We start from the raw sequence: 18,193 nt of genomic DNA on the forward strand, positions 1-18,193 counted from the left end.
ACAGTCGCCTTTACGCTGACCGTTCAAATGACGTCGCAACAAACGTTGATTTATCGCTTGCGGCACAACAATCGAGCTGTCGAGGGGCGATAAGTTCGCCCAGCCAAACGTTGTGTGCGGTGTTGTTTCAATCGTGATATCAGTGTCACGATGATGGGCTGTTTATGCCTTGCTTATTACAAACTTTTATTTACGTAGCTGGGACAGTGCCGCCTTGAGCGCTTGTTCAAAACGCTGGATCACCAAGTGGCATTGCTCTTCGGTAATGATCAACGGCGGCAATAAGCGAATGACGTTGCCATTGCGACCACCGCGTTCAAGTAACAACCCCTGTTTGAAACAATGCTGCTGAATGGCGACAGCCAGGTCCGGGTCCATCGGCAGGCTGCCGAGGCGGTCAGCCGCTTTGCGCTCATCGACAATCTCGATGCCCAGCATCAGGCCTCGGCCGCGCACATTGCCGATCGCCGGATAGCGTTGTTGCAACAGACCGAGCTGTTCCTTGAGCCAGTCGCCACGTTTTGCGGCCTGGCCAGCGAGGTTCTGTCGCTGCAGCACTTCAAGGGTCGCCAGGCCGGTGGCCATGGCCATCTGGTTGCCACGAAAGGTGCCGGCATGATTGCCCGGAGACCAGGCGTCGAACTCGCGTTTGAAACCCAGCACTGCCAACGGCAGACCGCCGCCGACCGCCTTGGACATGACGATGACGTCGGGTTCGATCCCGGCGTGTTCGAAGGCAAACATCTTGCCGGTACGGCCAAAACCGGCCTGCACTTCATCCAGAATCAGCAGAATGCCGTGCTTGCGGGTGACTTCGCGAATCTGGCGCAGCCATGCCGCAGGTGCCGGATTGACACCGCCCTCGCCCTGCACCGCTTCCAGAATTACCGCGGCCGGGAGCGACACACCACTTTCCACGTCTTCGATGAACTGGGTGAAGTAATAACTCAGTGCTTCAGTGCCGGCCTCGCCGCCAATGCCCAGCGGGCAACGGTATTCATGGGGATACGGCAGGAACTGCACACCGGGCATCAGGTTAGCGACAGCGTTTTTTGGCGCCGTGTTGCCGGTCAGCGCCAGGGCGCCGTGGGTCATGCCGTGGTAGGCGCCGGAAAAGCTGATGATGTTATGGCGGCCGGTGGCGGTCTTGGCCAGTTTGATCGCGGCTTCGACGGCGTCGGCCCCGGACGGACCACAGAATTGCAGGCAGTAATCACGCCCCTGTCCTGGCAGCAGACTCAGCAGCGTTTCGCTGAAGGCGTCCTTGACCGCAGTGGTCAGGTCAAGGGTGTGCATCGGCATGCCCGAGGTCAGGAAGCTGTCGAGACTGGCCATGATAGCTTCGTGATTGTGTCCCAGTGCCAGTGTTCCGGCGCCGGCCAGGCAGTCCAGATACGTGGTGCCTTCGACATCCGTGACCCATACGCCATGTGCCTTGGCTATCGCCAATGGCAACTTGCGCGGGTAACTCCTTACATTCGATTCAAACTTGCTCTGCCTGTCCAGATAGTTGGCATTGGTTTTCTGCGACGTCGTAGAGTGCAATAAGCCATTATTCAACATCTGTAAGTCCTCGCTGGATTTCCGGATGCAAATTATTATCATTTACCCAAAAGCGCAACCCATTATTTCGAAAACAAAGATGAAATTTAAATGAACGTTTCTGCGCGCCTGACAATGAATAAGGCACGCAGTTATACCGACAGAATTAATCGGTATAACTCAATGTGCCACTATTGAAAGTGGCCATTTGTTATTCTGGCATATGACAAAGCAGTCTATTTAAATAACAGACTGTGGTGTCGCCGTGTTGAGGTTGATTATTTAATACTGCACACAGGTTATCCCTCGATGAGGACTGCCGGTCGTTCGCTATACACGTGAGCCCTTCCCTGGGCGTAGCGTATCCACTCAGAAACCGATGGTGGCCGACAACAGATAGGTGCGCGGTGTCGACAGGGTCAGCCCCGGCTCGCTGTCATCCGACGCGCCGGCCGAGCTCCAGTAGTACTTGTTCATCACGTTCTCGACGTTGGCCCGCAGTGTGATGTCCTTCTGATCGACCTTGAAAGCATACCGCGCACCGACGTCGAAACGCTCCGATGAGTCGATGCTTTTGCTGTTGGCTTGATCCAGATACTGCGAACCGGTGTAGATGCCTCGTCCGGTCAGGGTCAGACCGTTTACGCCCGGAACGTCCCACTCGGCCCCCAGATTGACGTTGTACTTGGGGGTGGCCGGTGCGCGGTTGCCGTCGAATGTGCCATTGACGGTGTTGGTCAGTTCGCTGTCGATGTACATCACCCCGCCCAGCAGACGGAAGCCCTTCATCGGCTCACCGAACATGGTCAGCTCGACACCGTCGTTACGGCGCTTGCCGTTCGGGCCGAACACACGGGAGGTGGTATTGGTCTCGTAGGCCGGTTGTTTGATACGGAATACGCTGGCAGTGAAGGCGTATGACCCCAGGTCATATTTGGCGCCGACCTCGACCTGACGACTGACGAACGGCGGGAAGATCTGGTCTTCGTTCACCGAGGTCGACGGAGCGATCTTGCCCTGGCTCAGGCCTTCCATGTAGTTGGCGTACACCGAAAAGTCGTCGGTCACCTTGTACAGGATGCCGCCTGATGGTGAGACCTTTTCCTCATCGTAGGCGGTGTCGCCTTTCACGCCATCGGTCCAGTCATCAACCTTGACACGCTGCCAGCGGGCGCCGAGTGTCAGCAGCAGACGGTCCTCGAAAAAACCTAGCGTGTCAGTCAGCGCCACACCGCTGAAGCGGTTCTCGGTGTAAACCTTGGAGTCGGCCCGCGTGGGATTCGAGGGTGTCGGCGTGTCGACCGGGTTGTAAAGATTGCTCGGCGCTGCCGCGTAGCGTGCACCACCGTTTTCAAAGTCCATATAGAAATAGCTGGCAGCCAGATTGACCTCGTGGCTGACCGGCCCGGTAGTGAACCAGCTGCGCGCGCCGGCAGTGGCTGTGCGCACATTTTCGTCACGGGTGAAATCGCGTGGTTGAACGCTGAAGTCGCCTGCATCGTTGGTGACCGATACCGCATGGCGCAGGAAGTCATGGTTACTTTTGCGCGCGCCGACACCGCCGTAGAGCATCACCGAGTCGCTGAGGTCATATTCGGCATTCACTGCGCCGAACGTGTCCTTGGTGCGCGCCTTGCTCCAGGACTGCGCATAGTTGTCACGCACATCGTTGGCGTTGGGCACCTTCGCGTTGGCACCGACCTGCACGCGTTCCTGCGGAGCATCGGTGTCGCGTTCGGTGTGCCCGATGTCCGTCGACAGACGCAGGCGATCACCACGGAAATCCAGGCCCAAAACGGCCATGTCGCGATCGACGCTCTGGTGATCCCATTCAGTGTCGCCGGACTGCTTCACGCCGTTGAAACGAATCCCGAACTTGTCGTCTTCGCCAAACCGACGGGCTACATCGACTGCAGCACCCACCTGCCCCTTGGAGGCATAGCTGGTGGTGAGCTCGGTGATCGGTTTATCCGTCGCGCGCTTGGGGACCACGTTGATCCCGCCGCCGACACTGCCTCGCGGCGAAATGCCGTTGATCAACTGGCTCGGCCCCTTGAGGATATCCACCCGTTCGGCCATTTCCATGTCGATCGTGTAAGTGGGCAGAATGCCGTACAGGCCGTTGTAGGAAACGTCGCTGTTGAACAGGCTGAAGCCGCGAATCGTGAACTGCTCGTAACGCCCGCCTGCGGGGTTGGTGGCACGCACTGACGGGTCACTGGCGATCAGGTCGCCCAAGGTTCGGGCCTGCTGGTTTTTCACCGCGTCCTTGGTGTAGGTGGTCATGCTGAACGGCGTTTCCATGAAGTCCCGCGAACCCAGCATGCCCTGCGAGCCTTTGCGTGCCACTTGGCCGCCTGCGTATTCCTGGCCATCGGTAGAGCCGCTGTCACCGACAATCGAGGTGGGTGCAAGTTGCAGGCCTGCGCTGGCGCCGTCAGGTGCCGGGATCAGCGTGTAGGCCTGCTCCCCGACGGGCATCAGTTGCAGGCCGGAACCTTGCAGCAGGCGCGCAAAGCCTTCCTCGACCGCGAACTCGCCGGACAACCCCGAACTGTTCCGCCCATTCACCAGCGCAGGGTCTACCGACAGGTTGACCCCGGCCTGCCCGGCGAAACGGGTGAGCGCAGCGCTCAGGCTGCCGGCCGGCACCTCATAGGCGCGTCTGCCCGATGTGTCGGCCCAACTGGTCGAGACGAATAACGGACTGGAACTCAACGTCAGCAACAGGCTGAAATGCAAAAGTGGACGCAAACGGTAGGAAGACACTGCGGACATAGAGGGAAGCTCTCGTATTTTTTGTGCACTTACCTGGAATGACCAGCGAGACAAAAAAAAGGGACAGCATTACGCACTATTTTTTGTCGAAATGTTTTTTCGAGGCACCAGGGTCACCCAATAACGCGTGCGCATCTGCACGTCCACCGGCAGACTGGCCGCCAGCAAGGACAGCACGCGGTCGGTATTGTCGAGCCTGAAACTGCCCGTCACTCGCAGGTTTTCCAGCTCAGGTTCCCAGCGCAGCAGGCCCGGACGGTAACGACTCAGCTCGCGAAGGAAATCGCCCAGTGACTGGTTCTGCGCGCTCAGCACATCGTCGCGCCAGCCAGGCAGCAAGGCGTCGAAGGCACTGACAGGACCGATGCCGCTCTGCTTCAGCGTGACCTGCTGCTGCGCATTCAAGGCCAGCACCGGCCCGCGCAGGGGATAAAGCTGCACCGTGCCGCTGATGACCGAGACCCTGCAATCGCTGGCGTTGAGACGCACACAGACTTCACTCCGGCCAACCACGATGCGCCCGTAAGGACCGTTGATGGTCAGCGGCGCGCTGCCAGGCACCTTGAGGGCTATTTCGCCCCGTACAAGGGTGATTGCCCGGGCGCCCATGTCCACGTTCACCGCACTGTCGGTATTCAGTTGCAACATGCTGCCATCAGCCAGCGACAGGCGCTTGTGCTCGCCGACTGCGGTTTGCAGGTCGGCACGCCAGACATCCAGCGGCAATTGACGCCCCAGCAGCCAGACTGCAGGGACCAGTGTCACGGCGCCCAACGCTCTTTTTAGCGTCGCACGCCTGGCCTTGTCAGGACGATCCAGCGTCGCCATGGCGAGGTTGGCAGGCAGACCGAAAAAACGCTGACGCAGCTGTTGGGCCTTTTGCCAGGCGCGTTCGTGACTGGCGGAGCTGTCACGCCAGTGTTGCAGCATGGCGTGATCTTCATCGCTGGCACCACCGGATTCCAGAAGCGCCAGCCACTGCGCCGCTTTGCGTACTACCTCGCGTTCTTCGGTAGAAGGTGCCGGACGAATCACCAGTCCACCAGCAAACAGTGCTCGTAGGCTTGTGCCATATAGCGTTTGACGGTGCGTTCGGAAACACTCAGGCGTTCAGCGATTTCCCGATAGCCCAGCCCCTCGAGCTGACTCCAGAGAAACGCCCGCCGCACCACTGCCGACAGACCATCGAGCAGCTCGTCCAGCGCCTGCAGGGTTTCCAGAAGCAACCAGCGCTGCTCCGGCGACGGCACGCTTTCTTCGGGCAACTGCGCCAGCGCTTCCAGATAAGCCTGTTCAAGGCTGCGGCGAGTGTAGAAATTACTCAGCAGCCGCTTGCCCACGGTCAGCAGGTAGGCACGCGGCTCCTGCATATCGGCGATCTGCTGGGAGCTGGAGAGCACGCGCAGGAACGTATCCTGACTCAGGTCAGCCGCATCCCAGGCATTGCCCATGCGTCTGCGCAGCCAGCTTTCCAGCCAGCCATGATGATCGCGGTACAGGGAATGCAAGGTCTGCTGTGATAGCGTCGCTGCTTGAGTCATGTCAAAAGCCTTGAGCGATGGGATGCGCCAAATGAGACTGATTCTAATTAGTGTTATATCCCGAGTCCACGCTCTTTTTTTCAAAAAGCCCATCGCCACTGCGTGAAATCGGGGCTGTCAGCCCGCAACACGTTGATCCGCGCTGCATCCGGGCGATTCACCCGGACGACAAATGAGCGCTGAAAAAGCGTCCTGCGTGTCCTGTTTGTATCCTTTTCGACGTAAAGTCGGACTGTGGCCGATAACCAGGCAGCTTGCCGCGGCTCATTCAAACGAGCGTGACCAGGATGTGGTTCCGCATGTTGGTAGCAGAGGACCTCTTAGGACCTTGGCCAAACAATGCGATCGAGCGCAACTCGTTCATGAATGAGCGCCGCAATCACAGCAACGAGCCCCCTGGCTCTTTTCATGCTGCTTCGAATTTGATGTAAGGTGTGATGGGTAATGAATATTGAGAAGGCCAGTCATTTGGAAGTTTGAGGTTAGGCGTAATCATTGCGCATAAACAGGACGACTATTAAAAACGGACGAACACTGTGCACACCCTTCCCTGCTCAAACAAAAAGATACTGTACATATTTGCTTCGGTGGGCGTGCTGATTGCGCTCTCCGAAGCGGTATACGACTTGGCATTTGCCAACCTGGCCTACACATTGACGGGCTCAACCCTGTCCGTCATGACGACGTATGCAATAGGTTACAGCGCTGAAATACTGGTCACCCTGCTAGGGGCGGGGTTTATTGATCGATTTGATAAATGGAAGCTGTTCATCGCCACGCAGATCATAAATATCATTGTTTTTACAGTGGCTGTTACGACCCTTTCGACGCCAGGCAGTTCTGTCGAACAGGTATGGTTATTTGCTTTCCTGGTTGACCTCGTGCATCAGTACGTCCGGCTTATCATGTTTTCCTTTATTCCTTTCCTCTTTTCAAGAGAGGAGATAATACGGGTCAATGGCTTTCTTGCAATTATCAACGGCGTCGCCAGAGCGGTAGGGCCTGCCATTGGTGCGCTGGTGATTTTCCAGGTCGGCTTGTCCATGGCTCTTACTGCCTCAATCGTCTTCATGATGGGCGCTTTGTTTCTTGCGCTCAGTCTGTGGTCAGTGGCCGCAGGCACGAGTGTTACCCGCCCAGATGTCGAGTCTTCATCATTCAAAGCGCGTTTCCAGGAAAGCGTGACCGGCGCTTCGATGGCAACCGTGAACCTTCTAAGGTCCTCGCAGTGGCGTAATTTCCTTGCCTCTTACTCTACCTGCGTTCTGGTGATAAGCGTGCTGGCGCTCTTATGGATTCCTTTTCTCCGAGATTTCCATGCGTTTTCTCCCGAGCAAACAGGTTATCTTTATGCGCTCGGAACCACTGGCGCAGTGCTGGGAGGATTTACGATGTCGTCTTTCCAGGACAAAAGCCTAATCACCACCATACTGTCCGCCCACGCGTTAATGTTCGCCGGTATCGCAATGACCCTGTGGTTCCGAGGAAGTTTCTTATGGGTGGCTGTCGGTATGTTTCTATTCCAGTTTGGTACCACTGTATACTTTCGCAGTACAGCTAGCGCCATTCAGCTTACGTTACCCAAGGAGATCATTGGAAGCTGGTACGGCGCCATTGATTTCATGAGTCGTTTTGCAGGGCTGGTGGGCGTTATTCTGGCCGGTTGGTCATACGATTGGATCGGCGCGTACTGGGTGTATTCCGTGTTGTTGGGGCTCCTTGTCCTAAGCGGACTGGCATGGAAGGCAGGAAATCAGGTCGCCTGGTTGAGCCCTTCCTGAATGAGGCTCCCGGGTTGTTCGCTATGTAATCGCACCCAGGCGACCAATCAAATCCGGCCCACAACCCCGACCCTTCTATCAACCGCACGCCGGTGCAGCAGCGCTATCAGGCACAAAGCCGATACCGACAGCCAGACGCTGACCAGCAGCACCGGTTGAGCGTTGTCGCCAGACACCCATTGCGACGCCAGCAGCGGTCCGAATGCGCAGCCCAGCAGTTGCATGCCGGGAATGAGCCCTGCGATGCGTCCCGAGGGGTCTATCTGCAGCGCAATGCGCACCTGAAACGGGGTCAGCATCAGGTAGATCAGGGCAAACAGCGCGCACAGGCCCAGAAATACGTTTACCCCCTGATCGGCTGTGATGTACATGCCCAATGCAATGCCAGCCAGAAGAAACGCGGCGGTAGCCAACATCGAGTAATCAGGCACCCTGCGTACCAGCAGAATGCCCAGGCAGCCGCCCAGAACCTGCATGAATAACATCGCGGACACCAGCAATTGCGCCGCATGAGCGCCCAGCCCTGCGTGGATGCCCAGCGGCTCCAGATACGCCCACAACCCGCCAACGGCCGAGAGCTGCATGAACACCAGCATCAGCAGCAGCACTTGCTTCAAATTCCATCTGAAACCTGATGTATCCAGCTGTCTGTCAGGCTGCTGCGGCAAGCGTCCGGGTAGCCAGACAACGAACAGCACTGAGCTTGCGGTCAGCATTCCCAGAAACACGAACCCTGCATGCACGCTACGATCAGGCAGTATCAGGTACGCAAGCGCTGCGGCCATCAGTGCCTGAGCCAGGGTCTGGACGACCATGAACACGCCTGCCACCCGGTCTGGCGCAGGCCCCTGAACGATAAGGCTGACGGCGCCCCAGAGCAGTAGGCCCTCGGCCAGGCCCGCCAGCGCGCGTGCAGCGGTCAACGGCCCGTCGCCGGTGACATTGGCCGTGACCAGATCCATTCCGGCAGCGCACAGGATGGCGATGACCGTCAGCAGGCGCAGGTTGAGCATCGAACGCAGCAGGTCGCCCAGCACCACGCCGGACCCCAGCGCGACGATTTCACCCATTGCGACCAGCCCGACACCTTCCAGTGATACGTGGTCTTGCGCCAGTAACTCGCCAAGAAGCAATGGTTGCAGCCCTACCATCAGCACCGCGACAGAGCCCAGTGCCAAGGCGGCACTCAGGTGCCTGCGAGTTACAGCGGACGACGTTTGCATGGCATGCGCCTCTTCGGAAGTTTCAGTAACCGCGGGTTTCAGGCGGAATACGGCCTTCGGCAAAACACTGCGCCGCCCGCTTCTCGTCTTTCATCAGCCTTCCGTTGGCCACCAGCACCACCCACCAGGGCAGTAACGTAAGGTGCGTGCCACATGCCTTGGCCAGCGTATAGGCCTTGGCGCATTTTTCGAACAACTCTGCATTGAGGACCATTCGCGCCCCTGTAGTACCCATCACCACCGGCGTGCTGTCGATCACCGCAGCATTTCCCCCACGCTTCAACAGTCGCGCCAGTGGTTGCTCGGAACTGGCAGGCGTAGCCATATGGCCTATATGGCGTGCCTGCTCATCAAATAGAATCGGCAGGACTCCGCCAAAATCCACCAGGCTTTTGGCAAAGGCACCGCCGCCGAGCAGAACGGCGCCGACGTCAGCTCGGGCGCGGTAGATCGCCGCGTGCGTCTGGCCGTCGCCCGCTGCCGAGTCGTTGCAATCAACCACCTGCGGCGCCAGGTCGTCGAGCTTGCCCAGCCACATGCTCTGTTCGCCCGGCAATCGCAACGACACACTGCTGTGTGAGTCCACCTGCCCCATCAGGCGTTCACGCAGATCAAACCACTGTTTTCGAAGTGAATCGCGCATGCTGCTCACCTCACACCAGCTGAAAGACAGCGTCGAAGCGTTCGAGCGCGTCGTCGATGACATCGTCGGTGTCAGCCAGGCTGGTGTACAAGCGGCTCCCGGCCAGCGTGATCAGGCCGTGAGCGGTATACGCGGCGCCCATCTCTTCCATCATGTGCTTGCGAGTCTTGGCTTCATTGCGCGCCCTCAGCAGCTTGAGCGGGTTGCCGGTATCGAGCAGCAGGACGCCGGACGTCTGCAGGTGAACGATGGAGCCCATGTTGTACGCCACATAGGGCAAGCCGCGCCGATTGATGATCTCTTCCAGTCCTGCGCGCATACGGTCGCCCGCCCTTCCCGCCAGCGCCGGCGCGTTCAGCCGGCGGGCTTCGACCAGCGCGTAATAACCAGCGACGCATGACAACGGATTGGCCGACAGCGTGCCGCCGACGAACGCCCGTCGCGAGGATGTGCCGATGCCACCGGCAAGCAGTTGCATCACGTCCCGGCGCCCGCCAATGGCACCCGCCATCGGATAGCCCCCGGTCAGGCATTTGCCCAGTACCGTGATGTCCGGCATGACATTGAAATAAGCCTGTGCGCCGCCCAGACCGGCACGGAATCCGGTGACCACTTCGTCGAAGATCAGCAGGGCATCGAATTCGTTGCACAGCGCACGCAGCTGTCGGTTGAAGTCGGCGTGCACCGGACGCGTGCCGCTTTCCGGGCCAAAAGGTTCGACCATAATGGCTGCGGTGCCACCACGCAGACGATTGATTTGCAGCCTGCGACGCAACGCATCGAGATTGTTGGGTGGGCTCTCCTGAGTGTTTGCGGTGGCGCCTCGCGGGATTCCCACTGCCTCCATGCGCCCGGTGCCCGGCAAGCGCATGCCATAGACCAACTGGTCGCTCCAGCCATGGTAGGCGCCGCCGATCTTGATCACCCATTTCTTGCGGGTATAGGCACGGGCCAGGCGAACCGCGGCCATGACCGCCTCGGTGCCCGAGCCCAGCAAGCGCAGCATGTCGACGCCCGGCATCGATTGGCAGACCAGTTCCGCCAGTTTGACTTCATATTCATGCAGCAAGCCGGTCACCGGCCCGCACTCATCGAGAATCCGGTCAACCTGTTCGCGAATGGCCGGATGGTTGGAGCCCAGCAACGTCGGGCCGCCTGCCTGCAGGAAGTCGGTGTAGCGATTGCCATCGACATCGGTCAGGTACGCACCGTTAGCCTGGGCGAAGGCCAGCGGAAACGGATAGTTGAACGCCAGGTTATGTTGCACGCCTCCCGGTATGACCTTTTTCGCCGCCTCGGAAAGCCGCTTCGAGCCTTGGCAGCGCTCGTCGAAATAGCCCATGATCTTGTTCATCGCGTCGCGCTTGATCGGGCGAATCGGCTGTTTCACCAGCTCATCGAAGCGGCGATACAGTGAATCGACATCGGGCCATTGCGACACGGCCGATGCGGGAATGTCAGGGATGTTGGCAGGATCGAGAGGTCTGTTCATGATTGAGTCTCTGAAAAAGTCTGAGGGCTGAGGGCGTGCGAGCCGGCACTGGTCAGGGCGTCGATCAGGCGTGCTATTGCAACGCGTGATTCGGGTTTGCCACGGCTGTTGGCTTTGATCTGGTTGAGAAGATGGTCACGACAGAATGTTTCCAGGTCCTCCAGGCGCTTCAGGGTGGCTTCTATGTCCGGGCCACAGCACAGAACGCCGTGATTGCGCATCAGGTAGGCGTTTTGGTCAGGCCGGATGGTCTTTTCCAGCTTGCCCGCCAGCCAACCGGAACCGGACGGCGCATAACCCACCAGCTGAATTCGCCGCCCCAGCGATTGCCACAGCGGCGGGTATGGCACTTCCAGCGATTTGCCGAACAATGTGCAGGCGCTGGCCAACGGTTGATGGGTATGAATGCTGCAATTGACGTCCGGGCGACTGCGCAGGACTTTCGCGTGCAGCTCGCTTTCAACCGAGGGCGAACGTTCGCCCGACAGCTGTTTGAGGTCCTTGAGTCGCAATACGCAGACGTCCTCTGGCCGCATGCTGAAGTAGTCGGTGGCCGACGGAGTGACCGCGATGTGCAATGCGTCGATACGCAGCGCAAGGTTGCCGCCGGTTGCGGCAAAGAAGCCGCGGCGTGACAGATGCCGCGACAGGTCGACGATCTGCTGTTGAACATTGCTCATGGTGCCGTCTCCTGCGATGGGTTCAACCTGCGATAGAGCGGCGCCAGACGTTTGCGGACTTCCTTGAACGTGGCGAAGCGGTCGTCATACAGGTTTCGGGTTGATTCGGAGGGTTCGTACAGCCGATGCGGCCGTTGCAGGGCCGGCAGATCGTTGAACTGCAGTTTTTCGAGCGCTACTGCAGCAATGAAGGCCGCACCGCGTGCGTTGGTCTGAATCGGGTTATGCGGTTGCTGAATGACTCGCCCGCAGACATCGGCCATGATCTGGCACCACACATCCGATTGCGCTCCGCCCCCGGTGGCGACGATGACTCCGCGCGACTGGCCGATAAATTGCGAGAACGGTTCCAGCATCCAGCGCGTGTTGTGCGCGACGCCCTCCATGAAGGCCCGGATGATGTCTTCCCGCGAGTGCTCGAGTTTCAGGTTGATCAGGCCGGCACGCAGGCTCGGATCACCTACCGGAGAGCGCTCGCCACACAACCATGGCGTGTAGATCAGCCCCCTCGAACCCGGTGGCACTCGGGCGGCGATACGGTCCAGCAAGGCGTACACGTCCGGCTGCTGCTCATCGCTCAGCAACTCGTCCGGGTGATACAGCACCTTGTCGCGCAGAAACGACAGATTGGCGCCCGCCGCCGATTGCATGGCCATTGCCAGATACCGGCCCTTGACCGCACTGGGTACCGCAGCAATGTGGTGGCGAACACTGGATTTCTTGAACGGCACGTGAGCGCCGACCCACGACGAGGTGCCCAGATAAAGATGCGGAGCGAAGTCGCGCACGGTGGCGCCAACGGCCACCGCCGAGGTGTCCACAGCACCCGCCACCACAGGTGTGGATCGAAGCAGCCCTAAAGCATCGGCGAGCTCGGGCTTCAAGGTGCCGATGACTTCCGTCGAGCCCACCAGCTCAGGCAGTTTGCCTGCGTCGATACCCAGAGCCCTGATCAGGCTGGCGTCGTAACGGATGTGATGAGGATCGCGATTGTCGGTTACCCAGGCGGTCAGCATCGAGTCACCTGTGGCGCAGAAACGCCCCGACAAGCGCATGTTCATATAGTCGAGCACATTCAGAAACTTGTGCGTCTGGTCATACCTTGCCGGATCGTGGTCAAAGATATAGGCCATGTGCCCGGCCGAATCCATGCCCGACAGCGACGCTACCCCGCCGGTCAGTCGCAGCGATTTCCAGAGTTTGAGCGGCCCGTAGCCGCCCAGATTGCACCAGCCTCCGCCCATGCGTTTTTTGATCGAGTCGGCGCCGCGTTTGTCCAGCCACAGCAGCGCCCGGCCAATCGCGGTCCCGTCGCGATCGACACAGACCGTGCCTTCGCTTTGCGTCGAGCAACACACGGCCACCACCTGACGACGCCTGAGCGGGTCGGCTGCCAGCAATTCGTGGGCACCAAGCAGAAACGCGTTCCACCAGTCCTCGGGTTCCTGCTCGGCACTCAGACCACTGACGTGCAGCGGTACACCGTGAAACGCCCAGGCGCGGATGTCTCCCTCCATGGAGACCAGCGCGCACTTGCAGCCGGACGTTCCCAGGTCGATCGCGAGGACGAGTTGCTCCAGACCGGTAGCCGCCTCAGGCGTCCGGGAAATGAAAAGCGAAGTCATAAAGGTCTACTCAGAATGTGCGGGAAATCGACGCTACCCAGCGACTGCCGTCCGTGGTGCGCACATGTCCGTCGTCCTCGGCCATATACAGCTCGCGCGCCCTGGTCTTGGTCGTCACCCAGTCAAGCCCCCAGTCGAAGCCCCACCAGTGGTGGACCAGACCTGCGCCATAATCGGCAAAGTCGGCTTCCGAGAAGTTTTCGATCTGTTGATAGCCGGCGTGCAGCTTCAGGTTGGTGTTGATGCCCAGCGCGTATTTGTAATCGAGGTCATAGAGCATGCTGCCCCGGGAGTTGCGGTCACCCTTGGCATAGCAATCGAGGCCTTTGGTCGGGTCATCGCGGAACTGCAATTGCGCGCCGCATACCCCGCCACTGTTGGCACCCCGGTAGTTTTTCGAGAGCACCCGGGCGATTCGCCCTTCGAGCGCGCCGTAACCGATTTCAAGCACGGCGAACTGGCTGTTGTAATTGGTCGAGTGCTCTTCACCTGGCGTGAACGTTTCGAAATCGAACCGGTTCGGTGCCTTGAACTGAGCCCCTGGAAACATCTCGGCCGCAAGCCCGACGCCATAGTGCCAGGCATCCGGATCGCCGAAGCGATAACCGCCCGCCAGCAATACACCTGCACCGTCGCCGTCGAGGAACTGTTTCTTGCTGACCGTGGTAAATTCGGCAAGCGCCACCAGGCCTGTTTCATGGACGACCTGGAGGGTCACCTTGGCCCCGGGCCGATTCAGAGAATCGGAAATCCCACGGGTACGAATGTCCGAGCTGACCTTGGCGGTAACATCCACTGCGTAGCTCGACATTTCATCGGCGATGGCAAGAGTCGGGCCTGCTGCGCAGCACAGGGCTGCAGCCATTACATAACGGGTTGTATACGTGCGCATGATTCTCTCCCACGCTAAAGGGCCGGATTTACGATTTGCAAACCGGGGCAGGAGGCAGTGTTGCGATTCGCTCGAATTGCTCTGTCTTGCCGAGAACTTCGGTGCCGACAAAAGCCCTTACATTGAGGCGTCCATCCTTGACTCGAACGGCGCCCTTATATTTTTTCTGATCACGGGGGTCATACACCCAGCCATCGCGCCAGGCGTCCTGGTCGTAGCGGGTCAGCTGCAGAATCTGTACGCCGCAGTCACTCGACGTCGAAGCAGCATCCTTGACCCAGACAATCTGGCCGCAGATAGCGCCGGTCTTGTCTGCGCAGTCGTCAAGCCTGACTACCGCGTCCTTTTCCGCCGTCAGCCAAAGGCCCTTGGCCTCAAGCGGACCGGCAGCAGCATGAATGCCGGTGGAGCACATCAGAACCGAAGAGAGGAAAAGCCACTGCCGTACGTTCATAGCGTCACCTTTTTTATTTTTTGTTTTGACAGACCGTCACAATAACGACGCTTCAGTTATGATAGTCATCGCTACAAGATAGTTATAACTATCATTTTATCGTGCAGCAACTGTTTTTTTGATCGTCATGCTGGCGCCCCATTCTTCTTGACAGGTACTTATGGCCAGGCTGAAAACCGAAACCCTTCCCGAGCAGGTCGCCGGGAAAAGCGTTGAACGCAAGAAGTTGCCCGCGCAGCAGCGTGCTACCGAAACCTACGAACGCATTCTGGTCGCCACGGCAAACACCCTGTGCGAGGTCGGCATAGAACGTTTGTCGACCAATCTGGTATGCGAACGGGCCGGCCTTACGCCGCCCGCGTTGTATCGCTATTTCCCCAATAAGTACGCGCTGTTGACGGTGCTGGGCGAACGTCTGCTCGAGAAACAGAACGAGCGGATCGATCACTGGATTACCCCCGAGCTGATCGCAGGTCCGCCTCAGGCGCTTGAGCAGGCGCTCGCCGAGCTGATTCTGGATACGTACCGGGTCACCGATGCCACGCTGGGCGGCATGTGGACGCTCAAGGCACTGAGGGCGGTTCCCGCGCTGGAGCATGTGCGGCTCGACTCCCACCGCAGGGTTTCCAAGGCTCAGGCCGCCATCATCGGCAGTGCTTTTCCAGACGCGGCGTCCGAGGACATCGCCATGGTTGCCCGCGTTGCGGTGGAAATGATTCACGCGACCATTGAGTTGTTGTTCGATGAACCGCTGGAGCCCGCAAAAACCTGCGCGATGGTGGCAGCGATGATTGTCAGTCATCTGGATCGCCTGGCGCCCGAACCTGTGCATGGCGAGCAATGATTGCAATACAGGTTGGCCGTTCCAGCCACTTTAACCGGCCGGATCGCCCCTCCATTGGCTTTGCAGTGTCCTATACGGTTAGGTGAGCCAGGACATCGACACATTACCGCTGACACGCCTGCACTTGCGGCAGGTTCGGTCGCAGTGACTATAAAAAACACGCAGCCACAGGAGCAGCGTCATGAATCAACCCGCCAGGGTTCCGCCAGGTACCACGTTCCACGCTGCCGGGCTAACCGAGCTGTTCGAGGCACAGCAGGCTGCATTCCGTGCTCAGGGCGCACCTTCCTACGATCAACGAATCGCAGACCTCAACGCCGTCCTGCGTATGGTCAGCGATAATCAGGACAGGTTGCTCGAGGCGGTCAGCGCAGACTTCGGCAACCGTTCGTTCGACGAGACCCGGCTCGGTGAATTGATGCCGGTGGTCAACGGCATCAAGCACATCCGCTCGCACCTCAAAGCGTGGATGCGTCCGTCCCGGCGCAAGGCGGGTATTGTCTTCAGGCCCGCCGCAGCACGGGTGGTTTATCAGCCGCTGGGCGTCGTCGGCATTCTCGCTCCGTGGAACTACCCGTTGACGCTGACGCTGGTGCCCTTGATAGAGGCGCTGGCTGCAGGTAACCGGGCGATGATCAAACCTTCGGAACTGACACCCCGAACCTCCGAGCTGCTCAGGCAGTTGCTCGGCGAAACGTTTCCCGCCGAGCAGGTTGTCGTGGTCACTGGCGACGCCACGCTGGCGGGCCAGTTCAGTGAGCTGCCTTTTGACCATCTGCTGTTTACCGGCTCGACCCACGTGGGCCGCCAGGTCATGGCGGCGGCGGCACGCCATCTGACACCGGTCACACTGGAGCTGGGCGGCAAGTCGCCAGTCGTGGTCTGCGACGACTTTTCGATCACGAAAGCCGCTCGGACGATCGCTATCGGCAAACTGTTCAACGCCGGTCAGACCTGCGTAGCACCTGACTATGTCCTCGTCCCGCGCGAACAGGTGGACAGCTTTGCCAGCGAGTGGCTGGCTGCGGCAAAAAAACTTTACCCGACCCTCGATGGCAATCCGGACTACACCTCGATCATCTCCCAGCGCCACTACGACCGGCTTATGGCGATGGCCAGTCAGGCCGTCGCGACGGGGGCCAAGGCGTGGCAACACAATGCGCCTGCAACGGCGGGCGAACGCAAGATTGCACCAATGGCACTCACTCAGGTGTCCCTGAACGCAGATGTCATGGGCGAAGAGATTTTCGGCCCGCTGCTGCCGGTGCTCGCGTATGACTCTCTGGATGAAGCCATCGCCTTTATCAATGCTCGTCCGGCACCGCTGGCCCTTTATTGCTTTTCCAACGTTCAAACGTCTGTGGACAGGGTGCTGAACCGCACGCAGTCCGGCGGCGTGACCATCAATGGCACCATGCTGCACGCAACCCAGGATGACCTGCCCTTTGGCGGTGTCGGCGACAGTGGCACCGGGGCCTATCACGGCTACGAAGGCTTCGTTCGCCTGTCCCATGCCCGCGGCGTTCTCAAGCTCGGTCGTTTCAACATGTCCGACAAGGTCTCGGCACCTTACGGACGGCTTACGCGTCTGGTCACCCGACTCATGATCGGAAAGTAGGCGCCTGCCGAACGATGTTACCCCGCCATATCACGACGTTTACATGCATATGCGCGGGGGGGGGGGGGTATTCACTTTCTACTTCCCGTCACAACATCAGGCACCATGAGCTAACGCCGGCCAGCCCGCCCCACTTCTGCGACGCCATTGTCCGCCGTCCGACCGATGACCATCACTCTTTCTGATAGTGAAGTATTTAGGTAACCTCAGGACGATACTCTTTGCTGTACTCCACTAGAGATGATCTAGTGGGCATCTAACGCTGATCTCGCGCCGAAGACACCAGCGACTAAGTTGATGTGACTGCGCCATGCTTACAGCGTCTATAACATTGTCAGCAGTTCTAAACTCATGGATGACTAAATGCCTCACACACTACTTCCGCAGATTGGCAGGGCCATCGCCAGCATCGGTAGCGGGAATTTTTCCAGCATGTTCCACAAGCTGATCGATACTCAGCTTGCCGTAGATGCCACGCACCTCTCATCACTGCCGCAGCCCTGGCAAACGCCGCCTGCCTCTGCACCAACGGTCTTTAACGAGACCGTCACATCATCGCGGGGCACGCTGTTGCTCAGTGACTCCATTCATCTTTACCCTGATCAGGCCTCGGAAAGCTTTAGTTGTAAAATAACGGTATTTCGGGCGCTTCCCGCGCACGAATTCTCAGAAAAGGAACGCCGGCAGCTGGGCGACATTTCCCCTCTGCTGTTTTCGATACTTGAAAAACATGTCAATGCCCTGCAATCGGCAATGCCCGGCATCGAGCATAAAAAGCCCGAAAGCATTGAGAAGCGCTTCCAGGAACGACTGCGCGAAACGGGTCTGACGTTGTCCGAACGCGAAACCCAGGTGTGCCTTGGGCTGCTCGCCGGTCATACCGCGCTTGAGCAGGCCGAGCGGCTCGCACTCAAGGTCAATACCGTGGGCAGTTACCAGCGCCGTGCGGCGATCAAACTGGGCATCAGCGGTCGTAATTCACTGATGCGCTGGATGTATGGCTCATCAGCGGGCGTTTTTTCAACCTGCTGACCGCCCGATGCAACGGAAGGGGCGATACCGATCGCCCCTCCCGGATCC

15 protein-coding genes are annotated in these 18,193 nt (G+C 59.0%); 4 read left to right on the forward strand and 11 right to left on the reverse strand.

Annotation, left to right across the window (positions count from 1 at the left end):
* Positions 1 to 186: 186 nt before the first annotated feature.
* The 4 genes from ACW55A_RS04670 to ACW55A_RS04685 all read right to left on the reverse strand — a co-directional run bounded on the left by ACW55A_RS04670 (position 187) and on the right by ACW55A_RS04685 (position 5,861).
* Positions 187 to 1,563 carry a diaminobutyrate--2-oxoglutarate transaminase gene (locus ACW55A_RS04670; protein WP_003372849.1) on the reverse strand — a complete coding sequence of 459 codons (1,377 nt, stop codon included), beginning with the start codon at positions 1,561 to 1,563 and terminating at the stop codon, positions 187 to 189.
* A gap of 348 nt (positions 1,564 to 1,911) precedes the next feature.
* Positions 1,912 to 4,320 (reverse strand): TonB-dependent siderophore receptor, encoded by a 2,409-nt coding sequence (locus ACW55A_RS04675; RefSeq protein ID WP_498810733.1) that lies wholly within the window; start codon positions 4,318 to 4,320, stop codon positions 1,912 to 1,914.
* 69 nt (positions 4,321 to 4,389) lie between these two features.
* Positions 4,390 to 5,355 carry a FecR domain-containing protein gene (locus ACW55A_RS04680; protein WP_054081424.1) on the reverse strand — a complete coding sequence of 322 codons (966 nt, stop codon included), beginning with the start codon at positions 5,353 to 5,355 and terminating at the stop codon, positions 4,390 to 4,392.
* Positions 5,352 to 5,861, reverse strand: a complete 510-nt coding sequence (locus tag ACW55A_RS04685; RefSeq protein WP_003318943.1) for a sigma-70 family RNA polymerase sigma factor — start codon at positions 5,859 to 5,861, stop codon at positions 5,352 to 5,354. The genes ACW55A_RS04680 and ACW55A_RS04685 overlap by 4 nt, the downstream gene beginning before the upstream one ends.
* Positions 5,862 to 6,397: 536 nt before the next feature.
* Here ACW55A_RS04685 and ACW55A_RS04690 point away from each other — a divergent pair.
* A complete protein-coding gene (locus tag ACW55A_RS04690) occupies positions 6,398 to 7,642 on the forward strand; it encodes an MFS transporter (protein ID WP_044308137.1) in 1,245 nt (414 codons plus the stop codon).
* 47 nt (positions 7,643 to 7,689) lie between these two features.
* Here ACW55A_RS04690 and ACW55A_RS04695 read toward each other — a convergent pair whose 3' ends face one another.
* Genes ACW55A_RS04695 through ACW55A_RS04725 form a run of 7 tightly spaced genes read right to left on the reverse strand, consistent with a single transcriptional unit; the run spans position 7,690 to position 14,651 of the window.
* Positions 7,690 to 8,865, reverse strand: a complete 1,176-nt coding sequence (locus ACW55A_RS04695; protein WP_455808489.1) for an MFS transporter — start codon at positions 8,863 to 8,865, stop codon at positions 7,690 to 7,692.
* A gap of 22 nt (positions 8,866 to 8,887) precedes the next feature.
* Complete coding sequence (locus ACW55A_RS04700; protein WP_003372840.1) at positions 8,888 to 9,508, reverse strand: hypothetical protein; 621 nt, start codon at positions 9,506 to 9,508, stop codon at positions 8,888 to 8,890.
* Positions 9,509 to 9,518: 10 nt separating this feature from the next.
* Positions 9,519 to 11,000, reverse strand: a complete 1,482-nt coding sequence (locus tag ACW55A_RS04705) for an aspartate aminotransferase family protein (RefSeq protein WP_498810732.1) — start codon at positions 10,998 to 11,000, stop codon at positions 9,519 to 9,521.
* Entirely contained in the window at positions 10,997 to 11,680 is a 684-nt protein-coding gene (locus ACW55A_RS04710) for a class II aldolase/adducin family protein (protein ID WP_003372838.1), read from the reverse strand. The genes ACW55A_RS04705 and ACW55A_RS04710 overlap by 4 nt, the downstream gene beginning before the upstream one ends.
* A complete protein-coding gene (locus ACW55A_RS04715) occupies positions 11,677 to 13,305 on the reverse strand; it encodes a xylulokinase (protein ID WP_455808490.1) in 1,629 nt (542 codons plus the stop codon). The genes ACW55A_RS04710 and ACW55A_RS04715 overlap by 4 nt, the downstream gene beginning before the upstream one ends.
* 10 nt (positions 13,306 to 13,315) lie before the next feature.
* Complete coding sequence (locus tag ACW55A_RS04720; protein ID WP_498810731.1) at positions 13,316 to 14,197, reverse strand: TorF family putative porin; 882 nt, start codon at positions 14,195 to 14,197, stop codon at positions 13,316 to 13,318.
* A gap of 28 nt (positions 14,198 to 14,225) precedes the next feature.
* On the reverse strand, positions 14,226 to 14,651 hold the full coding sequence (locus tag ACW55A_RS04725) for a DUF2147 domain-containing protein (protein WP_054081427.1): 426 nt from the start codon (positions 14,649 to 14,651) through the stop codon (positions 14,226 to 14,228).
* Between the two features lie 160 nt (positions 14,652 to 14,811).
* Here ACW55A_RS04725 and ACW55A_RS04730 point away from each other — a divergent pair, with 160 nt between their 5' ends.
* The 3 genes from ACW55A_RS04730 to ACW55A_RS04740 all read left to right on the forward strand — a co-directional run bounded on the left by ACW55A_RS04730 (position 14,812) and on the right by ACW55A_RS04740 (position 18,145).
* Positions 14,812 to 15,495, forward strand: a complete 684-nt coding sequence (locus ACW55A_RS04730) for a TetR/AcrR family transcriptional regulator (RefSeq protein WP_498810730.1) — start codon at positions 14,812 to 14,814, stop codon at positions 15,493 to 15,495.
* 181 nt (positions 15,496 to 15,676) lie between these two features.
* A complete protein-coding gene (locus ACW55A_RS04735; protein ID WP_122241382.1) occupies positions 15,677 to 17,113 on the forward strand; it encodes a coniferyl aldehyde dehydrogenase in 1,437 nt (478 codons plus the stop codon).
* Positions 17,114 to 17,476: 363 nt separating this feature from the next.
* On the forward strand, positions 17,477 to 18,145 hold the full coding sequence (locus tag ACW55A_RS04740; protein WP_003434001.1) for a helix-turn-helix transcriptional regulator: 669 nt from the start codon (positions 17,477 to 17,479) through the stop codon (positions 18,143 to 18,145).
* Positions 18,146 to 18,193: the final 48 nt, after the last annotated feature.

It is taken from the genome of Plantibacter cousiniae (nom. nud.) (assembly GCF_977070315.1).

Excerpts from the sequence above, each read along its gene's own strand:
- ACW55A_RS04670 (WP_003372849.1), bottom strand. The coding sequence starts at position 1,563 with ATGTTGAATAATGGCTTATTGCACTCTACGACGTCGCAGAAAACCAAT.
- ACW55A_RS04675 (WP_498810733.1), bottom strand. The coding sequence starts at position 4,320 with ATGTCCGCAGTGTCTTCCTACCGTTTGCGTCCACTTTTGCATTTCAGC.
- ACW55A_RS04685 (WP_003318943.1), bottom strand. The coding sequence starts at position 5,861 with ATGACTCAAGCAGCGACGCTATCACAGCAGACCTTGCATTCCCTGTAC.
- ACW55A_RS04695 (WP_455808489.1), bottom strand. The coding sequence starts at position 8,865 with ATGCAAACGTCGTCCGCTGTAACTCGCAGGCACCTGAGTGCCGCCTTG.
- ACW55A_RS04700 (WP_003372840.1), bottom strand. The coding sequence starts at position 9,508 with ATGCGCGATTCACTTCGAAAACAGTGGTTTGATCTGCGTGAACGCCTG.
- ACW55A_RS04705 (WP_498810732.1), bottom strand. The coding sequence starts at position 11,000 with ATGAACAGACCTCTCGATCCTGCCAACATCCCTGACATTCCCGCATCG.
- ACW55A_RS04710 (WP_003372838.1), bottom strand. The coding sequence starts at position 11,680 with ATGAGCAATGTTCAACAGCAGATCGTCGACCTGTCGCGGCATCTGTCA.
- ACW55A_RS04715 (WP_455808490.1), bottom strand. The coding sequence starts at position 13,305 with ATGACTTCGCTTTTCATTTCCCGGACGCCTGAGGCGGCTACCGGTCTG.
- ACW55A_RS04720 (WP_498810731.1), bottom strand. The coding sequence starts at position 14,197 with ATGCGCACGTATACAACCCGTTATGTAATGGCTGCAGCCCTGTGCTGC.
- ACW55A_RS04725 (WP_054081427.1), bottom strand. The coding sequence starts at position 14,651 with ATGAACGTACGGCAGTGGCTTTTCCTCTCTTCGGTTCTGATGTGCTCC.
- ACW55A_RS04730 (WP_498810730.1), top strand. The coding sequence starts at position 14,812 with ATGGCCAGGCTGAAAACCGAAACCCTTCCCGAGCAGGTCGCCGGGAAA.
- ACW55A_RS04735 (WP_122241382.1), top strand. The coding sequence starts at position 15,677 with ATGAATCAACCCGCCAGGGTTCCGCCAGGTACCACGTTCCACGCTGCC.
- ACW55A_RS04740 (WP_003434001.1), top strand. The coding sequence starts at position 17,477 with ATGCCTCACACACTACTTCCGCAGATTGGCAGGGCCATCGCCAGCATC.